This is a genomic window from Peribacillus simplex, assembly GCF_030123325.1.
Taxonomy (GTDB): Bacteria; Bacillota; Bacilli; order Bacillales; family DSM-1321; genus Peribacillus; species Peribacillus simplex_D.
In genome coordinates this window covers 1,685,256-1,703,706 of sequence record NZ_CP126106.1, presented here as the reverse complement: position 1 = coordinate 1,703,706, position 18,451 = coordinate 1,685,256, and the positions used below count along the sequence as shown (strand labels likewise).

18 protein-coding genes are annotated in these 18,451 nt (G+C 42.0%); all 18 read right to left on the bottom strand.

Features of this window, described 5'->3' with window-relative positions; genetic code table 11:
• Nucleotides 1-88: 88 nt before the first annotated feature.
• Nucleotides 89-1,759 carry a ribonuclease J gene (locus QNH43_RS08270; RefSeq protein WP_283917429.1) on the bottom strand — a complete coding sequence of 557 codons (1,671 nt, stop codon included), beginning with the start codon at nucleotides 1,757-1,759 and terminating at the stop codon, nucleotides 89-91.
• 282 nt (nucleotides 1,760-2,041) lie between these two features.
• Nucleotides 2,042-2,911: a 4-hydroxy-tetrahydrodipicolinate synthase gene (gene dapA, locus QNH43_RS08265; protein ID WP_283917428.1), complete on the bottom strand. Its 870-nt coding sequence runs from the start codon at nucleotides 2,909-2,911 to the stop codon at nucleotides 2,042-2,044.
• A gap of 48 nt (nucleotides 2,912-2,959) precedes the next feature.
• On the bottom strand, nucleotides 2,960-4,186 hold the full coding sequence (gene dapG / locus QNH43_RS08260; protein ID WP_076366439.1) for an aspartate kinase: 1,227 nt from the start codon (nucleotides 4,184-4,186) through the stop codon (nucleotides 2,960-2,962).
• A 105-nt stretch (nucleotides 4,187-4,291) separates the two neighbouring features.
• A complete protein-coding gene (asd, locus tag QNH43_RS08255) occupies nucleotides 4,292-5,347 on the bottom strand; it encodes an aspartate-semialdehyde dehydrogenase (RefSeq protein ID WP_283917427.1) in 1,056 nt (351 codons plus the stop codon).
• Nucleotides 5,348-5,560: 213 nt separating this feature from the next.
• Entirely contained in the window at nucleotides 5,561-6,163 is a 603-nt protein-coding gene (locus tag QNH43_RS08250) for a dipicolinate synthase subunit B (RefSeq protein WP_076366443.1), read from the bottom strand.
• Nucleotides 6,160-7,062, bottom strand: coding sequence for a dipicolinic acid synthetase subunit A (dpaA, locus tag QNH43_RS08245; RefSeq protein WP_283918312.1), 903 nt, complete (start codon nucleotides 7,060-7,062; stop codon nucleotides 6,160-6,162). The genes QNH43_RS08250 and dpaA overlap by 4 nt, the downstream gene beginning before the upstream one ends.
• Nucleotides 7,063-7,289: 227 nt before the next feature.
• Nucleotides 7,290-7,559, bottom strand: a complete 270-nt coding sequence (locus QNH43_RS08240; RefSeq protein WP_076366447.1) for a YlmC/YmxH family sporulation protein — start codon at nucleotides 7,557-7,559, stop codon at nucleotides 7,290-7,292.
• Between the two features lie 162 nt (nucleotides 7,560-7,721).
• A complete protein-coding gene (locus QNH43_RS08235) occupies nucleotides 7,722-8,948 on the bottom strand; it encodes a M16 family metallopeptidase (RefSeq protein ID WP_283917426.1) in 1,227 nt (408 codons plus the stop codon).
• 46 nt (nucleotides 8,949-8,994) lie between these two features.
• Nucleotides 8,995-9,954 carry a polysaccharide deacetylase family protein gene (locus QNH43_RS08230; RefSeq protein WP_076366451.1) on the bottom strand — a complete coding sequence of 320 codons (960 nt, stop codon included), beginning with the start codon at nucleotides 9,952-9,954 and terminating at the stop codon, nucleotides 8,995-8,997.
• Nucleotides 9,955-10,111: 157 nt separating this feature from the next.
• Nucleotides 10,112-12,229 (bottom strand): polyribonucleotide nucleotidyltransferase, encoded by a 2,118-nt coding sequence (gene pnp / locus QNH43_RS08225; protein ID WP_283917425.1) that lies wholly within the window; start codon nucleotides 12,227-12,229, stop codon nucleotides 10,112-10,114.
• Nucleotides 12,230-12,548: 319 nt separating this feature from the next.
• Nucleotides 12,549-12,818, bottom strand: coding sequence for a 30S ribosomal protein S15 (gene rpsO, locus QNH43_RS08220; RefSeq protein ID WP_053345367.1), 270 nt, complete (start codon nucleotides 12,816-12,818; stop codon nucleotides 12,549-12,551).
• Between the two features lie 135 nt (nucleotides 12,819-12,953).
• The gene (gene ribF, locus QNH43_RS08215) at nucleotides 12,954-13,904 is read right to left on the bottom strand and encodes a bifunctional riboflavin kinase/FAD synthetase (RefSeq protein ID WP_283917424.1); all 951 of its coding nucleotides are present in this window, start codon (nucleotides 13,902-13,904) and stop codon (nucleotides 12,954-12,956) included.
• Nucleotides 13,905-13,937: 33 nt separating this feature from the next.
• The gene (gene truB / locus QNH43_RS08210) at nucleotides 13,938-14,858 is read right to left on the bottom strand and encodes a tRNA pseudouridine(55) synthase TruB (RefSeq protein ID WP_283917423.1); all 921 of its coding nucleotides are present in this window, start codon (nucleotides 14,856-14,858) and stop codon (nucleotides 13,938-13,940) included.
• A 153-nt stretch (nucleotides 14,859-15,011) separates the two neighbouring features.
• On the bottom strand, nucleotides 15,012-15,380 hold the full coding sequence (rbfA, locus tag QNH43_RS08205; protein WP_034313607.1) for a 30S ribosome-binding factor RbfA: 369 nt from the start codon (nucleotides 15,378-15,380) through the stop codon (nucleotides 15,012-15,014).
• A gap of 17 nt (nucleotides 15,381-15,397) precedes the next feature.
• On the bottom strand, nucleotides 15,398-15,679 hold the full coding sequence (locus QNH43_RS08200; protein ID WP_057913375.1) for a DUF503 domain-containing protein: 282 nt from the start codon (nucleotides 15,677-15,679) through the stop codon (nucleotides 15,398-15,400).
• Nucleotides 15,676-17,835 carry a translation initiation factor IF-2 gene (gene infB, locus QNH43_RS08195; protein WP_283917422.1) on the bottom strand — a complete coding sequence of 720 codons (2,160 nt, stop codon included), beginning with the start codon at nucleotides 17,833-17,835 and terminating at the stop codon, nucleotides 15,676-15,678. Before infB ends, QNH43_RS08200 begins: the two co-directional genes overlap by 4 nt.
• Before the next feature lie 19 nt (nucleotides 17,836-17,854).
• A complete protein-coding gene (locus QNH43_RS08190) occupies nucleotides 17,855-18,160 on the bottom strand; it encodes a YlxQ family RNA-binding protein (RefSeq protein WP_061144653.1) in 306 nt (101 codons plus the stop codon).
• Between the two features lie 4 nt (nucleotides 18,161-18,164).
• On the bottom strand, nucleotides 18,165-18,440 hold the full coding sequence (gene rnpM, locus QNH43_RS08185; protein ID WP_076366461.1) for an RNase P modulator RnpM: 276 nt from the start codon (nucleotides 18,438-18,440) through the stop codon (nucleotides 18,165-18,167).
• Nucleotides 18,441-18,451 lie beyond the last annotated feature (11 nt).

Here is an 18,451-nt window from a genome sequence, read left to right as displayed (position 1 = left end):
TCTCGAGTCTCGGACTTCATTCTTCAAGATATAAGAGGTTCGACACAGAAAAAAGAACCCCTGACTGTTTAAACCAGGGGTTCCTTACTTAATATTCCATGATTATTGGTAAAATCATTGGGCGGCGTTTCGTTTTTTCATAAAAGAATTGGTTTAACGCATCACGCATTTCCTGCTTCAGCGTGGACCAATCAAAAGGTTGGCGCGACCCATTTTTCTTTACGATTTCACTTACTATTTCAGTTGCTTCCCCAATCATTTTTTCTGATTCGCGAACATATACAAAGCCCCGTGAAATGATTTCAGGTCCTGCTGCAATGCTTTTATCCTGACGGTTCAACGTGACCACCACAATCAAAATGCCATCCTGGGATAACAAGCGCCGATCACGAAGAACGATATTGCCCACATCTCCAACACCGCTGCCATCTATCAAGATATTCCCTGCAGAGACTTTGCCGGAAAGACCCATTTTATTGCCCTTTAGTTCGATGACATCACCTTTTTCGGCAATTATGATGTTTTCACGTTTAATTCCCGCAGCAACCCCAACTTTTTGATGGGCATATAAATGGCGGTATTCCCCATGTACAGGGATCAAGAATTTAGGATTCATCAAATTGATCATCATTTTAAGTTCTTCCTGGCTGCCATGCCCTGTTACGTGCACTTTATATTTATTTGCGGATACCACTTCAGCACCTACCCTATATAGCAAATCGACGGTTTTGGATAGAATAAGTTCGCCGCCCTGTAGGGGTGATGCACTGATCAAAACTGTGTCTCCCTTTTTGATCGTTACCTGCTTGTGGGTCTGTTTTGCCATTTTTTGAAGTGCCGCAATGGGCTCCCCCTGATGACCTGTCGATAACACGACGATTTCACGGTCGTCATACTGGCTAATTTCATTAATCGGGATTATCAGCTCTTCTTCGACCTTTAAGTAGCCAAGGTTCAAGGCTGTTTCATAAACGCGCTGCAGGCTTTTTCCTACAACTGCCACTTTCCTGCGACTTGCTGCCGCTGCATTGAAAACATGTTGAATCCGGTTGATGTTCGAAGCGAAGCACGCTACGATGATCCTTCCGGAGGCTGCATGAAAAACCTCTCTAATATCTTTGGCCACAACTGCTTCTGATGTCGTATAACCTGGCCTCTCGGCACCCGTACTATCCGAAAGCAAGCATAGGACACCTTCTTCACCGATACCAGCCATTTTACCGATTTCAGGTTTATATAGATCTGTTGCTGCTTGATCGAATTTAAAATCCCCAGTATAAACGATTGCACCTTCACGAGTGTGGATCACGACTCCGACGGAATCGGGAATACTATGGTTTGTCCGGAAAAAAGACACGGCCGCTTGAGGGAAACTTAAAAGAGAATCCGAATCGATTTCAGTGAATGTTGCCCTGCCGTTAAAGCCATCTTCCTTTAATTTCGTTTTGATTAAAGCTAGTGTAAGCTTTGTTCCATAAACAGGTGCCGGTAAATATTTCAAGACATAAGCAAGCGCTCCCATATGGTCTTCATGACCATGGGTAATGAATATCCCCTGCACCCGTTCCTTATTATCCATCAAATAAGAAATATCAGGGATAACCGCATCGATTCCGAGCATTTCATCTTCTGGCAGCATTAACCCTGCATCAAGAAGGTAGATGTCCTCGTTCACCTCAACGACGTACATATTTTTACCAAGTTCCCCTTGTCCTCCAAGAGAAATGACTTTTATACCATTATTTTTATCTTTACCCAATCGAATATCCTCCTTAAAAATTCCCGTTCATAATTTCCCAATGAATTCATTATAACCGATGTTCAAAAAACATGACAACACTTACCATTTTCAGAGGGACTTTTTCATTTAATTTAATAAAACAACCTTTTATGTAAGAAATATTCGGTACTTTCATCCTATTTCGGTTGATAATTAAAAAATTCAATATTTTCATCCCGAAATCGGAAAGGATATCCCATTCATATACATCATTATGTAAAAACAAGCCAATCTTCAACGATCAGCTTGTTCCGTGTCTTTTTATTTATTTAATACCTTGGTTAATGCAAGGCGCTCCTGTTCAGTCAATGGCACGATTGGAAGTCTTACCGAGCCAACGTCAATTCCATTTAACTGAAGCGCTGTTTTGACAGGTGCAGGGCTTGGCGCTGCAAATAAACCTTTTATAAGCGGTAACAGTTCCTGATGCAGCCTGGCTGCCTCTTTCAAATTCCCACTGATGAAGGCCTCAACTATTTTCTGCAACTCATTACCAGCAATATGTGAAGCAACCGAAACTACACCCACACCACCAATCGCCAATACTGGGAGTGTTAAAGCGTCGTCCCCACTATATAACGCAAAATCTTCATCCGTGCCAGCTATGATTTGGGTCATAGCGTTTAAATCCCCGCTCGCTTCCTTAACGGCTACAATATTAGGAATTTTTGAAAGGCGGATGATCGTTTCCGGTTCAATGTTAATCGAAGCGCGCCCAGGGATATTATATATCATAACAGGAAGAGTCGTACTAGCTGCAATAGCCTTAAAATGCTGGTACAGACCTTCTTGATTCGTTTTACTATAATACGGGGCCACCAGCATTATCGCATCGGCGCCATTTTGTTCCGCTTTTTTTGTCAACTCGATGGAAGCATACGTATTGTTGCTTCCTGTACCCATGATGATGGGCACACGCTTTTCTACAACCTTAGCAACATGACGCAATAACGCAATTTTCTCCTCCGAAGATAAAGTTGGAGATTCCCCTGTCGTTCCCGAAATCACAAGCGAATCGGTTCCATTCGTTAATAAGTAATTAACCAATGAAGTCGTTTTTTGAAAATCGACATTTCCCTTGCCATCGAAAGGGGTGACCATTGCGGTTGATACTCTACCAAATATCATCATCTAACACCTCTTTAATTTTTAAAACCTTTATTCATTAAAAAACCCTGATCATTGGACTTCCATTTCATGCAATTGAAATGCATAGTGCAGGGAATTAACAGCTTCTATTAAATCTTCCTCTTTTACGAGTACCCAAATTGTCGTATGGCTATCCGCTGACTGGAGAATGGCAATTTCCTTTTCGGAAAGCGCTGTGACAATCTTCGCTGCAACGCCTGGCACCCCATTTATACCTGCACCGACTACTGAAACCTTGGCACAATTTCTTTCAATGACCGGTTCATGACCAAGCTCGGCCAAGATCGAGAGGGCTAGTTCTGTCATCTCTTCCGAAACGGTATACACTACGCCGCTTGGATATATATTTATAAAGTCCACTGAAATAGAGGCATTGGCCATTGCTTTGAAAACCTCTGCCTGCAGATTATATTGATCTTTTTTCGCACGGACCTTGATTTGAGTGATCTTTGGTACATGGGCAATCCCGGTCACGAGCCTTTCACGTATGTCACTGCCCTGGCTTCCCTTGTTCATGCTTGTAACAAGGGTCCCCAAACCTTCGCTGTATGTTGACCTTATCCGAATCGGGACTTTCGCCTGCATCGCAATTTCAACAGCTCTCGGATGAATGACCTTCGCCCCTTGATATGCCATATTGCAAACTTCCGTATATGAAACGATTGATAATGGACGAGCTTGATCGGCAATACGTGGATCTGCCGTCATGATTCCTTCCACATCCGTAAAAATATCGACCCGTTCAGCTTGCAATGCCGCACCTAATGCAGCGGCTGAAGTATCACTTCCACCACGGCCGATGGTCGTGATGTCCCCGTTTTTAGCCGCTCCCTGGAAACCTGCTACAACGACTACATCCTTCACTTCAAGTTCTTTCATGAGACGGTCGCATTTCATTTCGATAATTTTCGCACTTGAATAGTCGGTATTCGTCAAGAATCCCGCTTGAGCTCCAGTATAAGCCACCGCATCAATACCATGTTCCAAGAGCATGTTCGTAAATACGACTGAAGATATCGTTTCTCCAACTGACATAAGTAAATCCTGTTCCCGTTTTGAAAGGCTGGCTTTCGCTCCATTTACAAGGGAAAGTAAAGTATCCGTTGCATAAGGATCGCCTTTTCTTCCCATTGCTGAAACCACAACCACCACTTTATAGCCTTCTTTAATCGCATTTTCTATATGCCCCTTGGCAAATGAACGGCTTTCCTCATCGCGAACGGATGTCCCACCGTACTTCTGGACGATAATTTTCATAATAAGCACCCCAAATATAAGCCAGCCTCCCAATCAGGGAAGCTGACAAAAACTCTCTATCCTATTGGAATATAATTTTTTATCTAGTTCATTAAAAATAAGTTATTACTTAACGGTAACCAAACCTAATTTTAAAAGGCTCTCAGCAATTTGAACGGAATTCCAAGCTGCTCCTTTTAATAGATTATCGGAAACAACCCATAAATGGAAGCCTTTATCTTCATCCAAATCTTTGCGAATCCGACCGACGAATACATCATTCTTGCCGACGGATGAAGCAGGCGTAGGGTAAACTTGTTGTTCCGGTTCATCTTCTAACACAATTCCAGGTGCCGTTTTCATTAAATCTTTGATTTGAGAAGCCGCAATGCCTTCTTTTTCAACTTCAATGTATACAGATTCCGAATGACCTGTTACGACAGGAAGCCTCACGCAAGTTGCAGCCACTGGAAGGTCTTGCATGTGCATGATTTTCTTTGTTTCATTAATCATTTTCATCTCTTCGAATGTGTACCCGTTATCTTGGAATTTATCGATTTGGGGAATGACGTTAAATGCGATTTGATAATGCTTTTCGTCCCCTTTTACCGGTAAAATCTTCGGATCTATTTCTTTTTCATCAAGCAAGTCGCGAGCCTGTTGATTTAATTCATTTATCGCTGCTGCACCTGCACCGGAGACAGCCTGATACGTGGAAACAACAATTTTTGATAAGCCGTATGTCTTACGGATAGGTTCTAATGCCACAACCATTTGGATAGTTGAACAATTCGGGTTTGCAATGATCCCATTATGCTGTTTCAAGTCTTCTTCATTTACTTCAGGAACGACTAGCGGCACATTTTCATCCATGCGGAATGCGCTCGTATTATCCACCACTATCGCACCGCGTTTCACTGCTTCTGGAGCCAATTCCTTAGACACGCTTCCTCCAGCACTGAATAAAGCGATATCGATGCCTTCAAAGCTTTCAGGTTTTGCTTCCTGCACTTCGATTTCTTCGCCCTTAAACGTAAGTTTGATTCCAGCGGAACGAGCCGATGATAAAAAGATGATTTTCTTAATCGGTAAGTCCCTTTGTTCGAGTGTTGAAATCATTTGTTGTCCTACCGCCCCAGTTGCTCCCACAACTGCAATACGCAATCCCTGTGTCTCAGTCATTTATCCATACTCCTTTTCTATCTCTTAAATTAGTTATTTATTGGATTTACTGCTTCTTGTTCAGAATATCATTTATTTTATCACATTAACATTCCAAAGGGTCGCACTTTAACAAAATATTCTGGTAGTGGAGTGGTTTTTCATAACTTCAACCTACAAATTTATGCATATATGTCAGTCGTTAGAAGGAGGGATGAAAGCAGAAATACTAGTTCAGGCTAAATCATCCTTGAATCTTTCGACGATGACAGGTTGAATCTGTTCCCTTTCCAGTGCAGCTATGATCGTATCCCTTATCATGCTCATCCTTGCAACCATTGAACTTGGTTTGCCTGTGGGATTATCTTGGCCATATGGAACGAAATAAATATCTTTTGCAGCCATCAGCCTCATTAGATTGACACCATTTAACCCAAGTGCATCATTTGTTGATATTGCGACCACGACTGGACGGTGATTTCTCATCGTCGCTTTTGCAGCCATAAGTACTGGCGAATCGGTAAGAGCATTTGCCATCTTACTCATTGAGTTACCCGTTAAAGGAGCGATCACCATGCAATCAAGTGGCAATTTAGGTCCTAAAGGCTCTGCTTTGACGATTGTATCAACGACATGATTCCCCGTCAATTTTTCTATTCTTTCGACCCAATCCTCGCCCTTTCCAAAACGGGTCTCCGTGTTTTGAACTGTCGATGTTACGATTGGAATGACTTCCGCCCCTTCATCTACAAGTTTTTCTATTTCCGGGAACACTTCGTCATATGTGCAATGAGATCCTGTTAATCCGAAACCAATCCGTTTACCTTTGAGACTCATATCATTTTCCCCTTCCTTTTCGTGAACTCGCCTTGTATCAATAGTCCCAGTGCATTCGCTAATATCTGACCAGCTGTTTTCGGGGCAACTATACCCGGCAGGCTCGGTGCCAACAGCGCCTTAATTCCCCTTTTTTCAGCGTAACGAAAATCCGTCCCCCCCGGTTTTGAAGCAAGGTCGATGATTAATGTATGAACGGGCATTTTAGCTATAACTTGTGCGGTAATTATCGGAAAAGGAATCGTATTGATACATATATCAACATTTTTCATTTCAGCAGCAAGATCATTTAAATGAAAAGGGTCTAATGCCATTTCACTGATCCTCGCAATATCTTCGCTTTTTCTTGCTCCCACCTTCACTTTTGCACCCAGTGCATGGAATGACCGGGCTACACTCATACCGACCCTTCCCAGTCCGAGAACGGCTACATTCGATCCATGGATCGTAAAATCCGTATGTTGGATGGCCATCATGATCGCACCCTCAACAGTGGGAATCGAATTATAAATAGCCACATCATCACGTTCGAACAATAGTACGAGTTTGCGATCCACTTTCTTGAATATCTCATCTAGGTAATCGTTACTGATTCCTGCATAAAATGTGCAATGCGCCGGGGTCTTTTTTATCATTTCTTCAGTTAAGACAACCTCTTCACTGGAAAAAATCGTTTCTACTTTCCCATCTGAATCCGTGCCCCGGACAGGTAAAATAACTGAATCTAATTCATTGAAATTTATATCCTCCATTTTTTCCTTAACCGCTCCGGTAAAAGCATGGTCGAGCTGTTCAAAACCTACCAATAATAGCTTTGCATCAAGCTCCGTCAGTTTACGGACAACTTCAAGCTGACGCGCATCTCCACCAATTACAGCGATTTGCATGCCTGTGAGCATTAAAACCGTCACCTTCTTTATATAAAAGATCCTAAACATTCCTTGCCCCGTGATACAATCCCTTCAGGAAGCAATTCGGTTTTTGCTACATTCTCTAGTTACCCTGCCATCTTATGTTTTTAGTTAAAAAACGGTGATAAGAAATCATAAAACGCCTTAGCTATTGCCAGCTAAGGCGTTTTCGGGATTGCATTTCGAGAAATTCCACGGAGTGGGCGCGAACGTCATTATCCGTCCATTTGCTCTCCGTCTTTTAGTGAAAGTCCTTCTTGAAAATCAATGATGACCATATCCGCACCGATTTTTTTTATGTGATCCCATGGCACTCTTATTTCACTGCCATTCCTTAAAAGGCCGAACCATTTGACGGATGGGATGATCAACGAGGTAATTTGTCCAGTTTCATCTATTTCCAAATCCGTCTGACCAAGGATTCCTAATCTTTCCGCCCTATTCACATCGACTATTTCCTTACCGCTCAGTTCGCTTAACCTCAAAATTGGTTCCCCCTTTTTCGCCTTCTATTCAATCTATATCCGAAAAAGGTAAACTTAGAAGGCATTTATCCAAATATTGTCCAAAACACTGGACCCTCCCACATTCAAAGAAAAAAAGCCTGACCTCCCTTTAATAAAAGGAAGGTTCAGGCTTAGTCGTTATTATTTGTCCCAGTTTTCCAGCGGGCTCACTAATGACAAGGAATGCTCCGTAAAGATCTGATTTGCCAATTCATTGACGGTATCCTCTGTCACTTCGTCAATCTTGATGATGATATCATCAAGGGAACGGTGCTCACCCAACATTAGCTCATTTTTTCCGTTCCGGCTCATGCGGCTATTCGTGCTTTCAAGGCTGAGCATCAAACTTCCTTTAAGTTGCTCTTTACTATTCCGTAATTCCTTTTCCGTAATGCCATCCCTTTTTAAAGTATCCAATGTTTCCTGAATGGTTTCATAAAGGCTGTCAAGCTGGTTTGTGCCTGTCCCCCCATATACTGTCACCATACCGCTATCTTGATAGCTGGAATGATAGGAGTAAACGGAATAGGCAAGGCCGCGTTGCTCCCTGACGTCCTGGAATAGGCGGCTACTCATGCTCCCTCCAAGAATATTATTTAAGGTGATCAGGCTGTATGTTTTATCATTGCCGATTTCCAAGCCTTTGTAACCAAGGCATAAGTGGGCTTGTTCGGTATCTTTCTTACGGGTGATCCTATTTTCATGGAAGGAAGGTTTGACCAATTCAAGACGGTCTTCCCCTCCTTGATATGAGCCAAAATAGTTTTCGACTTCCTGGATCAATTTTTCATCCACGTTCCCAGCAATCGACACTACTACTTTATCGGGTGTATACATATCATGGACGTATTTTTTTAATGTATCACTATTGAAGGTTTCAAGCGTATTTTCCGTCCCAAGTATAGGATAGCCAAGGGGGTGGTTTTCATATACCGCCTTGCTTAAGAGGTCATGGACAATGTCATCGGGTGTGTCTTCGTACATTTTGATTTCTTCGTAGACGACATTTTTTTCTTTTTTCAATTCTTCCCCATCAAATGTTGAGTTGAAGAACATATCAGCAAGGATTTCAAGCGCATAGCTTGCATGGTTATCCATCACTTTGGCATAGTAGCATGTATATTCTTTTGAAGTGAATGCATTCACCTGTCCACCAATACTATCGAACGACTCGGCAATTTCCCGCGCATTTCTCGTAGTTGTCCCTTTGAAGAACATATGCTCCAGGAAATGTGAAACCCCATTCAATTCTGGTGTTTCATTTCTTGAACCTGTTTTGATCCATACTCCAATTGCTGCTGAGCGTACAGTTGGAATATTCTCCAATACAATTCTAACTCCATTTTGACACGTGTATTTCTTAATCAACTAACATTCCTCCCAATCATTCTATGCTGCTATCGTTACCAATGTTTTATGGATTCGATCGCTCTTCATCTACTGCTTCCGAAACGGTAACAACATCTAAATCTTTCTTTTTTATTTCAATTATTAACGTCTCCAATGATTTTGCGGTAGATTCCGTCGGATGCATCAATATAAATGCTCCAGGGTGTATCTTAGAAAGCACTCTTTGTTGAAGGACTTCAGGGCTTGGCTTTTGCCAGTCGATCGTATCCACACTCCACATGGCGGTCTCCATACCGAAAGAATCCGCGATTTTCACCGTTTCATCCCGGTAGCTTCCACTTGGTGGTGCGAACCATTTCATTTTCAAACCTGTAACCGCTTCAATGACTTCATTCGTTTTTCGAATTTCCTCACGTGTAGCTTGTGCGGATATGTTTTTCATATCGGGATGTGAATAAGAATGATTTCCAATTTCATGCCCGCCGCCCTTAATCATCTTGGCCAAATCAGGATTTTTCTTGGTCCAATTCCCTTCAAGGAAAAAAGTGGCCTTGACATTATTCTTTTTTAACACGGCAAGCATATCTTGTAAGTATTCATTCCCCCAGGCCACATTGATTAAAAATGAAACCACTGGCTTTTCGGGGTGGGCCCGGTAAATCGGAGCCGGATCCAGATCCTCCATATGAATCTTTGCAGGGACCTGCTGAAATACCAGCTTATCCTTATCGAACACGCCCTCCTTCTTCATGGCTTTATACGATTCATCAATATTTACCTTCAGGCCGTTATATGCAGGAACGGTTTTCCAAACAGAATCTATTCGTGCATCCTGTGGTGCAATCTCATATTTTTTTGTTGATTCTTTTATTTGTAAAAGAAGCTCGTCTTCTTGCTTCATTGAAGCAACTGAATCATTGGTTAATTGGGTCAAATAAACTTGTGTATATGGATTTTGCACTAATAACCATGATATACCTGCAATGGCACTTATCGCAACTATCTGCTTCCACTTATTATTCATTTTTTACGCCCCCTTCATACCAAAATGTATGAAGAAAACGGACAAGGTAGAACATGACATGCTTATAACGCCATTCGCAAAATGGATATTCCAATACTTTCAAACAAAAAAAGCATGCAGATTCACAAGGAATCGCATGCCGGATTTTCATTTTCCATTACGATTGAGAAGGGTTGGCTGCCTCTTTTTGCTCTTTCAAGACCGCTTTACGGGAAAGGTTCACCCTTCCTTGCTTATCGATCTCAGTAACTTTGACCAATAATTCATCGCCAAGTGAAACGACATCTTCCACTTTTCCGACTCTTTCTTCAGCCAGTTCAGAAATATGTACCAAACCGTCTTTACCATTGAAGATTTCAACGAAGGCACCGAACTTTTCGATACGTTTAACTTTACCTAAGTATAGTTCGCCCACTACGACTTCACGTACGATATCCTCAATGATTTTCTTCGCTTTTTGGATCATTGGTTCATCAGTAGAAGAAATGAATACCGTTCCATCCTGTTCGATGTCGATTTTCACGCCAGTTTCTTCAATGATTTTGTTGATATGTTTTCCGCTCGGTCCAATTACATCACGGATCTTATCCGGATTTATGGACATTGTAACGATTTTTGGAGCATATTTGGATAACTGCTCACGCGGTTGATTGATTGTTGACATCATTGATTCCAAAATATGCATCCGGCCATGTTTGGCTTGTAGTAAAGCTTCTTCAAGAATCTCTCTTGAAAGACCCTCAATCTTAATATCCATTTGTAGGGCAGTAACACCTTTTGAAGTCCCTGCGACTTTAAAGTCCATGTCTCCCAGATGATCTTCCATACCTTGAATATCCGTTAAGATTGTATAGTGCTCACCTGTTTTGACAAGACCCATAGCAATACCGGCAACTGGAGCTTTCAATGGAACACCGGCATCCATCATTGCCAAAGTGCTTGCACAGATACTTGCTTGTGATGTTGAACCATTTGATTCAAGGACTTCAGAAACAAGTCTGATTGTATATGGGAAGTCTTTATCGTTTGGAATGACAGGCTCCAATGCTCTTTCACCAAGTGCACCATGACCGATTTCACGGCGTCCTGCCCCACGGATAGGGCCAGTTTCACCAACACTGAAATGCGGGAAATTATAGTGGTGCATAAAACGTTTTGACTCTTCGGTTCCAAGTCCGTCCAGAATCTGCACATCACCGAGAGCACCTAATGTACAGATGGATAGCGCTTGAGTTTGTCCGCGCGTGAACAATCCGGAACCATGTGTACGGGGCAGAATGGTAACTTCCGATGATAATGGTCTGATTTCGTCAGGATTACGGCCATCCGGACGCACTTTTTCTTCCGTGATTAAACGGCGGACTTCGGATTTGACCAATTTATTCAGGATTTCCTTGATTTGCTTTAATTTTTCTTCATCAGTTTCTTCTTCATAATGAACCAACACACGATCTTTTACTGCTTTGATCGCGTCTTCACGAGCATGTTTTTCCTGAACTTGTACAGCTTTGTTCAAGTCTGCTTCACATAGGCCTTTCACTTCTGCTTCCAGTTCAGCATCCACTTGATATAAAGTGACCTGCATTTTTTCCTTGCCGATTTCAGCAACGATTTTCTCTTGGAATGCAATGATCTTCTTGATTTCATCATGTCCAAACATGATTGCTTCAAGCATGGTTTCCTCTGGTACTTCATTTGCTCCGGCTTCAACCATGTTGATAGCATCTTTAGTGCCGGCAACCGTCAGATTGATGTCACTTTTGGCCAGTTGGTCAACAGTAGGGTTAATAATGAATTCATTATTGATTCTCCCCACCACAACTCCAGCAATTGGACCTTCGAACGGAATATCGGAAACTGAAAGTGCAAGGGAAGAACCTAGCATAGCTGCCATTTCCGTAGAGCAATCTTGATCGACACTCATGACCATGCTGATGATCTGAACATCGTTCCTGAAACCATCGGCGAAAAGCGGACGGATTGGACGATCGATTAAACGGCTTGCAAGAATTGCCCTTTCACTTGGTCGTCCTTCACGTTTGATGAAACCTCCCGGAATTTTACCGACTGCATAAAGTCTTTCTTCATAGTTTACTGTCAAAGGGAAGAAGTCGACATTTCTAGGTTCCTTTGACGCTGTCGCAGTACTTAATACAGCAGTTTCTCCATAACGGACTAAAACTGCCCCGTTCGCTTGTTTGGCTAATTGCCCTATCTCTACCGTTACATTACGGCCGGCCCAGTCAAATGAATACGTATGTTTTTCCTGTCCCATTTATTAAACCCCTCTCTGGATCTTCATTTAGAGGCTTAGTTTACCTAAACCTGTATTGGATTAAATCATTTATATGTGAAAGTAACTGAACTCGAGTTAAAACCAAACTATTCCTATTATGCACGAAAAAAACAAGCATTAACAGTAAAATGAATAAAAATTTCATTCATTTGATTATGTATATCCTGATCATTTATAAATGGAAAAGGACCCGGCTCCTGCCGAGTCCCAAGGACGAAGGCCCAGCCTTAAGTAGAACACGTCCAAATCATTTGATTAACATCAAAAAAGCGGGAAATTTCCCGCCTTCCTGAAAAAATTATCTACGTAGACCTAATTTGTTAATTAGTGTACGGTAACGAGTAACGTCTTTGTTACGTAGGTAAGTTAAAAGATTACGACGTTTACCTACCATTTTTAGAAGACCGCGACGTGAATGGTGGTCTTTTTTGTGTGTGCGTAAGTGACCGTTCAAGTTGTTGATTTCTTCTGTTAATACTGCGATTTGAACTTCTGGAGATCCAGTGTCAGTATCGTGAGTTCTGAACTCAGCGATAAGTTCGTTTTTGCGTACTTGTGTAATTGCCATGTTATTATTCCTCCTAAAATTCTGTAAAATCACCTATTACCGAGCCAGCGTCGGAGTCTCGACTAGCCAAGCAATGGTTATTTTCATACATACAATAGAATACATGTTTTTCATTAAAATTGCAAGTCTTGTCTTTTATGCTCCAAGCTTTGCAAAATAGGCTATTGCATTTTGCTTATCCGTTTCGATCTGTGCGACCAATGCTTCAAGTCCGGAAAATTTTTGTTCACTCCGAAGTCTTGTATGCCATTCCACCGATACCTGGTTGCCATAAATATCTCCCGAGAACTCCAATGCATGAACCTCTACAGTGGGATACTTCGGCTTTTCTTCGTGGAACGTAGGTTTGTACCCGACATTGCAAACACCATTATACCATTTACCGCTTATTTTGATCCTGACGGCATATACGCCTGCAGCAGGGAAGATATAATCGTCACTTACTTCAATATTAGCGGTGGGGAAACCCAACTTCCTGCCCCGCTTTTCACCGTGTACGACATTACCTTTCGTTAAATAGCGGCGGCCAGCCAAATGATAAAAGTCGGAAAAGTTGCCATTACCGAGCGTTTCCCTGATTCTAGTCGAGCTAACCTTTTCATCCTCAAGTGTCTGTTTTTCAACGACTGTCTGCGAGAACCTTCCCTGTGCGTAAACAGGCAAATCTTCCATCGTTCCTTGTCCATAGCGACCGTATGAATAATCAAAGCCAGCAACTACGTGACGGACATTCAGCCCGACAATGTATTCGTCAACGAACCGTTCCGGCAGTACCGAAGCAAATTCCTTGCTGAAATGGACAATGAATAAATAATCGATCTCCATCGACTCTATGATATCCACCTTATCTTCAAGTGGAGTGATATAGCGGATATTTTCCGTTTTCCTACCCAGTACTGCAGAAGGATGCGGGTCAAATGTCATGACTGCTGACTTAAGATTCATTTCATCGGCTTTTTTCTTGGCGGTTTGAATGACAATCTGATGACCTTTATGTATACCATCAAAAAATCCAAGCGCCATTACAAGCTCGGGAAAATCATCCGAATTAAATTGATGAGGATGCTCTATTGCGATCACTTTCACCTTTCAATCTCCTCTTTCCGGCGGTAAAACGGTCTATAATTCTTGTGCCAATACTTTTACAGGTTTAATTAATCCCACTTTTGTCGGATGTATTTGATAAATGGCAATGGCCTTATCTGCTGGATCGACCATCACAAAAGGCTTCCCTTTTTCAACAACAACATCCTTTGTTTGTTCCAATACCGCACCGTTAAGTACTTTCTTTGCTACTTTATCACTAATCTTAAATTTGGGCAAATGAAATAATCCCCGCTCCAAAGGCAACAGAAATTCATCCGTTTGTCCACTCTCCATGAACTCTTCCACTTCAGCAAATGTGAAACAGTCCTCCTGCTTAAAACCTGCTGATTCAATACGTGTCAAGTCTGACATGTGGGCAGGAAAACCCAGTTCTTCACCCATCATGACTGCAAGCGTCCGAATATACGTTCCTTTGCTGCATTTGACCCGAAAACGAAAAGAAATGGTTTCCCCTTTAAATTCAGAACGATCATCGAGAAGGGTGATTTCATAGATGGTCACCTCCCTTGTCGGCCTCTCCACTTCTATCCCTGCACGGGCATATTCATATAACTTCTTCCCGTTTACTTTTACCGCTGAAAACATCGGCGGCGTCTGTTCAATTTTCCCAGTCAATGTTTCCAGTACTTCAAGAATCCGTTTACGCTGAATCACTTGATCAATCTTCTTCTCTTCCACTTTTTCACCGCTAGCGTCTTCAGTTGTCGTTGAAAAACCAAGGGTCACTTCCCCTTCATACGCTTTACCGGCTTCTGTCAAATATTCGGCTATCTTAGTTGCCCTGCCAATGCAAATAGGCAATACCCCTGTTACCTCAGGATCTAAAGTACCTGTATGCCCAACCTTTTTTGTCTTTAAAATCTTTCTTAATCTAAAAACACAATCATGGGATGTCAATCCCTTGGGTTTCCATAATGGAAGAATACCGTTCACACTTTCACCTCATCATTTATAAAACACCCTAAACGACTATCATAAAGCAAAATGAATTCCAATTCCGAAAGGTGTTTTTCCTTTTTCAAAAAAAAGAGACCGACTTCAAGAAGTGCAAAGCACTTATTGAGTCGGCCTCCTTTTACTGCTTGCTTATTCCTCGTCTTTTTCAGCCGGTTTATCCTCTGAATTGATTTGGGAAATCAACGACTCGATACGATTACCATAATCGACCGATTCATCAAATTCAAAAAACAGCTCAGGGGTTTTGCGCAGGCGGATTCTCTGCCCAATTTCTGAACGCATGAATCCTTTCGCCTTAGCAAGACCTTGCAGGGTTTTCTCCCTTTGTTCCTGGTCACCCAAAACGGAAATATAAACTGTTGCCTGTTGTAAATCGCCTGTAACCGCGACATCCGTCACTGTTACAAATCCGATTCTTGGATCTTTAATTTTTCGGCCGATAATTTCACTCAGCTCTTTTTTCATTTGTTCGCCAACACGATTTGAACGAAGGCTCATAATATCACCTCGATAGCCTAAAGCCAGTCTATATCTGTTATTGTTCGCTCTAGTTCCGGAAAAGAATCTAGAAATTTAAGGGCATTCTGAAGTTCCCGTTCAGTAGCCTTCCTTGAGGATGTTACGGTTACGATAGTAATCTTTGTCCGCTGCCATAAATCCTGAAAATCGGTCTCTGCTACAGAAATATTGAACTTCTGCTTAAGCCGTGTCATGACACGCTGAAGCACGGCCCTTTTTTCTTTCAAAGAATGGGTGTCATGGATGATGCATTCACATTGGACAGAGCCAACGATCATTTACGTTCGATCTCTTCCATTACAAACGCTTCAATTACATCGCCTTCTTTAAGGTCGTTGTAATTTTTAATCGTAATACCGCACTCATAGTTCGTTGCCACTTCTTTTACATCATCTTTAAAACGTTTCAATGCATCAATTTCCCCTTCGTAAATGACGACACCTTGACGAATTAAGCGAATTCCGCTATCACGTGTAATTTTTCCTTCTGTAACGTAAGAACCGGCAATCGTACCTACTTTGGATACTTTGAAAGTCGTACGGACTTCAGCCTGACCGATGATTTTTTCTTCGAATTCAGGGTCAAGCATCCCTTTCATAGCCGACTCGATCTCTTCGATCGCTTTATAGATGATGCGGTGAAGACGGACATCAACATTTTCTGATTCAGCTGCACGTTTCGCATTCACGTCAGGACGGACATTAAATCCGATGACGATTGCATTCGAAGCTGTAGCTAAGATGATGTCAGACTCTGTAATTGCACCGACGCCAATGTGTATGATTTTCACTTTAGCGCCTTCCACTTCTATTTTATTCAGGGAAGCGGCTACTGCTTCCGCAGAACCTTGAACATCAGCTTTTAGAATGATGTTCAATTCTTTAATTTCCCCTTCTTTCATTTGCTCGAATAATGTATCCAGGGTTACACGGGATTTCTCATTACGTTGTGAAGCAAGTTGTCTCTGTGCACGCACTTCCCCAACTTGACGGGCCGTTTTCTCATCTTCAAAGACGATGAAACGATCGCCGGCCTGTGGCACTTCGTTCAATCCAGTGATTTCAACCGGTGTTGAAGGACCTGCATCCTTAACACGGCGTCCAAGATCGTTGACCATAGCACGAACACGTCCGAATGTATTACCGATAACAATCGGATCACCGATTTTCAACGTTCCGTTTTGAACAAGCAATGTGGCAACCGATCCGCGCCCTTTATCCAAACGTGCTTCGATAACCGTTCCATTTGCTTTACGAGATGGATTCGCTTTATACTCCTCCACTTCACTGACAAGAAGAATCATTTCAAGCAAACTATCGATACCCTCACCGTTTTTAGCTGAAATTGGTACGAAAATCGTGTCTCCGCCCCATGCTTCAGAAACTAAACCATGTTCTGTCAATTCTTGCATGACACGGTCCGGATTGGCAGCCTCTTTATCCATCTTATTGACAGCGACGATAATTGGAACTTCTGCCGCTTTGGCATGGTTGATCGCTTCAATCGTTTGAGGCATGACGCCATCATCCGCAGCGACGACAAGAATGGTGATATCGGTAACTTGTGCACCGCGGGCACGCATTGTTGTAAACGCGGCATGACCTGGTGTATCCAAGAAAGTTATTTTCTTATCGTTAACTTTAACTTGATATGCACCGATATGCTGAGTGATTCCGCCAGCTTCGCCTTCAGTAACTTTTGTATGTCGGATAGAATCAAGCAATGTCGTTTTACCATGGTCAACGTGTCCCATGATCGTCACGACAGCCGGACGTTCAATCAAATCTTCAGAAGCGTCCTCAGTGACAAGTGATTCAAGGTCTGTTAGGTCGACACGAATCTCTTCTTCTGCCACTACACCGTATTCCGCACAAATCAATTCAATTGCATCTTTATCCAAAGTTTGGTTGATTGTTGCCATAACACCAAGCATAAAGAGCTTTTTAATGATTTCAGAAGGTTCACGGTGAAGTTTTTTTCCAAGTTCCATAACCGTCAAAGACTCATAAAACGTAATTTTCTCTGGAAGTTCTCTTTCTTTACGTTTAGTAACAGGTGCCTGAGGCGCTTGTTGTCTTTGTTTATTATTTTTATTCTTGTTATTGCGACCCTTGTTGAACTGACCACCTGTTGGTTTTTTCGTACCTACAGGTTTAACTGGTGGTTTCTTCTTCAGTTTTTCTTTATTGACTGTGCTCTTTTCATCCGCTTCAGCTTCGTACTTCGCGACGGTAGCGTTAGCTTTTGGTTCAGCAGCTTGGTTTTTTTCTTCATTTTTAGGTTTGATTGAATCGTTTAATTTATTTACAGTTGAATCGTCTAATGCTGTCATATGGTTTGTTACCTCTATATTCATTTCTTTAAGTTTATTTATTACATCCTTGCTTGAAACGTTCTTTTGTTTTGCATATTCATATACACGCAATTTTGTCATACGTTCACCCCCGTAAAATTTAATCGAGCAGCGTTCGGAGTTTTTGTGCAAAACCTTCATCCAGAACTGCGACGGCAACTCTAGCATCCTTACCTATCGCATGGCCGAGCATTGACCTGCTTTCGACTCTTTTTAAAGGAACCTGATAAAATGCGCACTTATCAGATATTTTTTTTTCAGTGTTTTTTGAAGCGTCCGCGGATAAAATAACAACTTTGGCATTACCGCTTCTAATCTCTTTAACCACTAATTCTTCACCCGAAATTAGCTTGCGTGCTCGATTGGCCAAACCTAATAGAGACATCCATTGTTGTTGTTGGGTCATGTTGTTAGTTGTTCTCCTTATTCACTAATTCAAGCAATTGTTCATAAAGGGAAGAATCGATTTGGGTACTAAGGTGATTAGCCAGCACATTTTTCTTTTTGGCCAGCTCGATAACATCCCGATCAAGAGTCAAATAAGCTCCCCTTCCCGATTTTTTTCCGGTCGGATCAAGGCTGACTTCCCCTTCTTTAGATCGAACGATGCGAATGAGTTCTTTCTTCGGCTTCATTTCGCCTGTTGCCACACATTTACGCATCGGGATTTTTTTTCGGCTATTCATCTTTTTCACCT

Bases quoted from the DNA above. Each gene is read 5' to 3' on its own strand.
- dapA (WP_283917428.1), bottom strand. From the start codon at position 2,911: ATGATGATATTTGGTAGAGTATCAACCGCAATGGTCACCCCTTTCGAT.
- infB (WP_283917422.1), bottom strand. From the start codon at position 17,835: ATGACAAAATTGCGTGTATATGAATATGCAAAACAAAAGAACGTTTCA.
- dpaA (WP_283918312.1), bottom strand. From the start codon at position 7,062: ATGCTCACAGGCATGCAAATCGCTGTAATTGGTGGAGATGCGCGTCAG.
- rbfA (WP_034313607.1), bottom strand. From the start codon at position 15,380: ATGAGCCTTCGTTCAAATCGTGTTGGCGAACAAATGAAAAAAGAGCTG.
- QNH43_RS08230 (WP_076366451.1), bottom strand. From the start codon at position 9,954: ATGAATAATAAGTGGAAGCAGATAGTTGCGATAAGTGCCATTGCAGGT.
- rnpM (WP_076366461.1), bottom strand. From the start codon at position 18,440: ATGAATAGCCGAAAAAAAATCCCGATGCGTAAATGTGTGGCAACAGGC.
- dapG (WP_076366439.1), bottom strand. From the start codon at position 4,186: ATGAAAATTATCGTCCAGAAGTACGGTGGGACATCCGTTCGCGATGAG.
- rpsO (WP_053345367.1), bottom strand. From the start codon at position 12,818: ATGGCAATTACACAAGTACGCAAAAACGAACTTATCGCTGAGTTCAGA.
- pnp (WP_283917425.1), bottom strand. From the start codon at position 12,229: ATGGGACAGGAAAAACATACGTATTCATTTGACTGGGCCGGCCGTAAT.
- QNH43_RS08250 (WP_076366443.1), bottom strand. From the start codon at position 6,163: ATGAGTCTCAAAGGTAAACGGATTGGTTTCGGATTAACAGGATCTCAT.
- QNH43_RS08190 (WP_061144653.1), bottom strand. From the start codon at position 18,160: ATGACCCAACAACAACAATGGATGTCTCTATTAGGTTTGGCCAATCGA.
- QNH43_RS08200 (WP_057913375.1), bottom strand. From the start codon at position 15,679: ATGATCGTTGGCTCTGTCCAATGTGAATGCATCATCCATGACACCCAT.
- asd (WP_283917427.1), bottom strand. From the start codon at position 5,347: ATGACTGAGACACAGGGATTGCGTATTGCAGTTGTGGGAGCAACTGGG.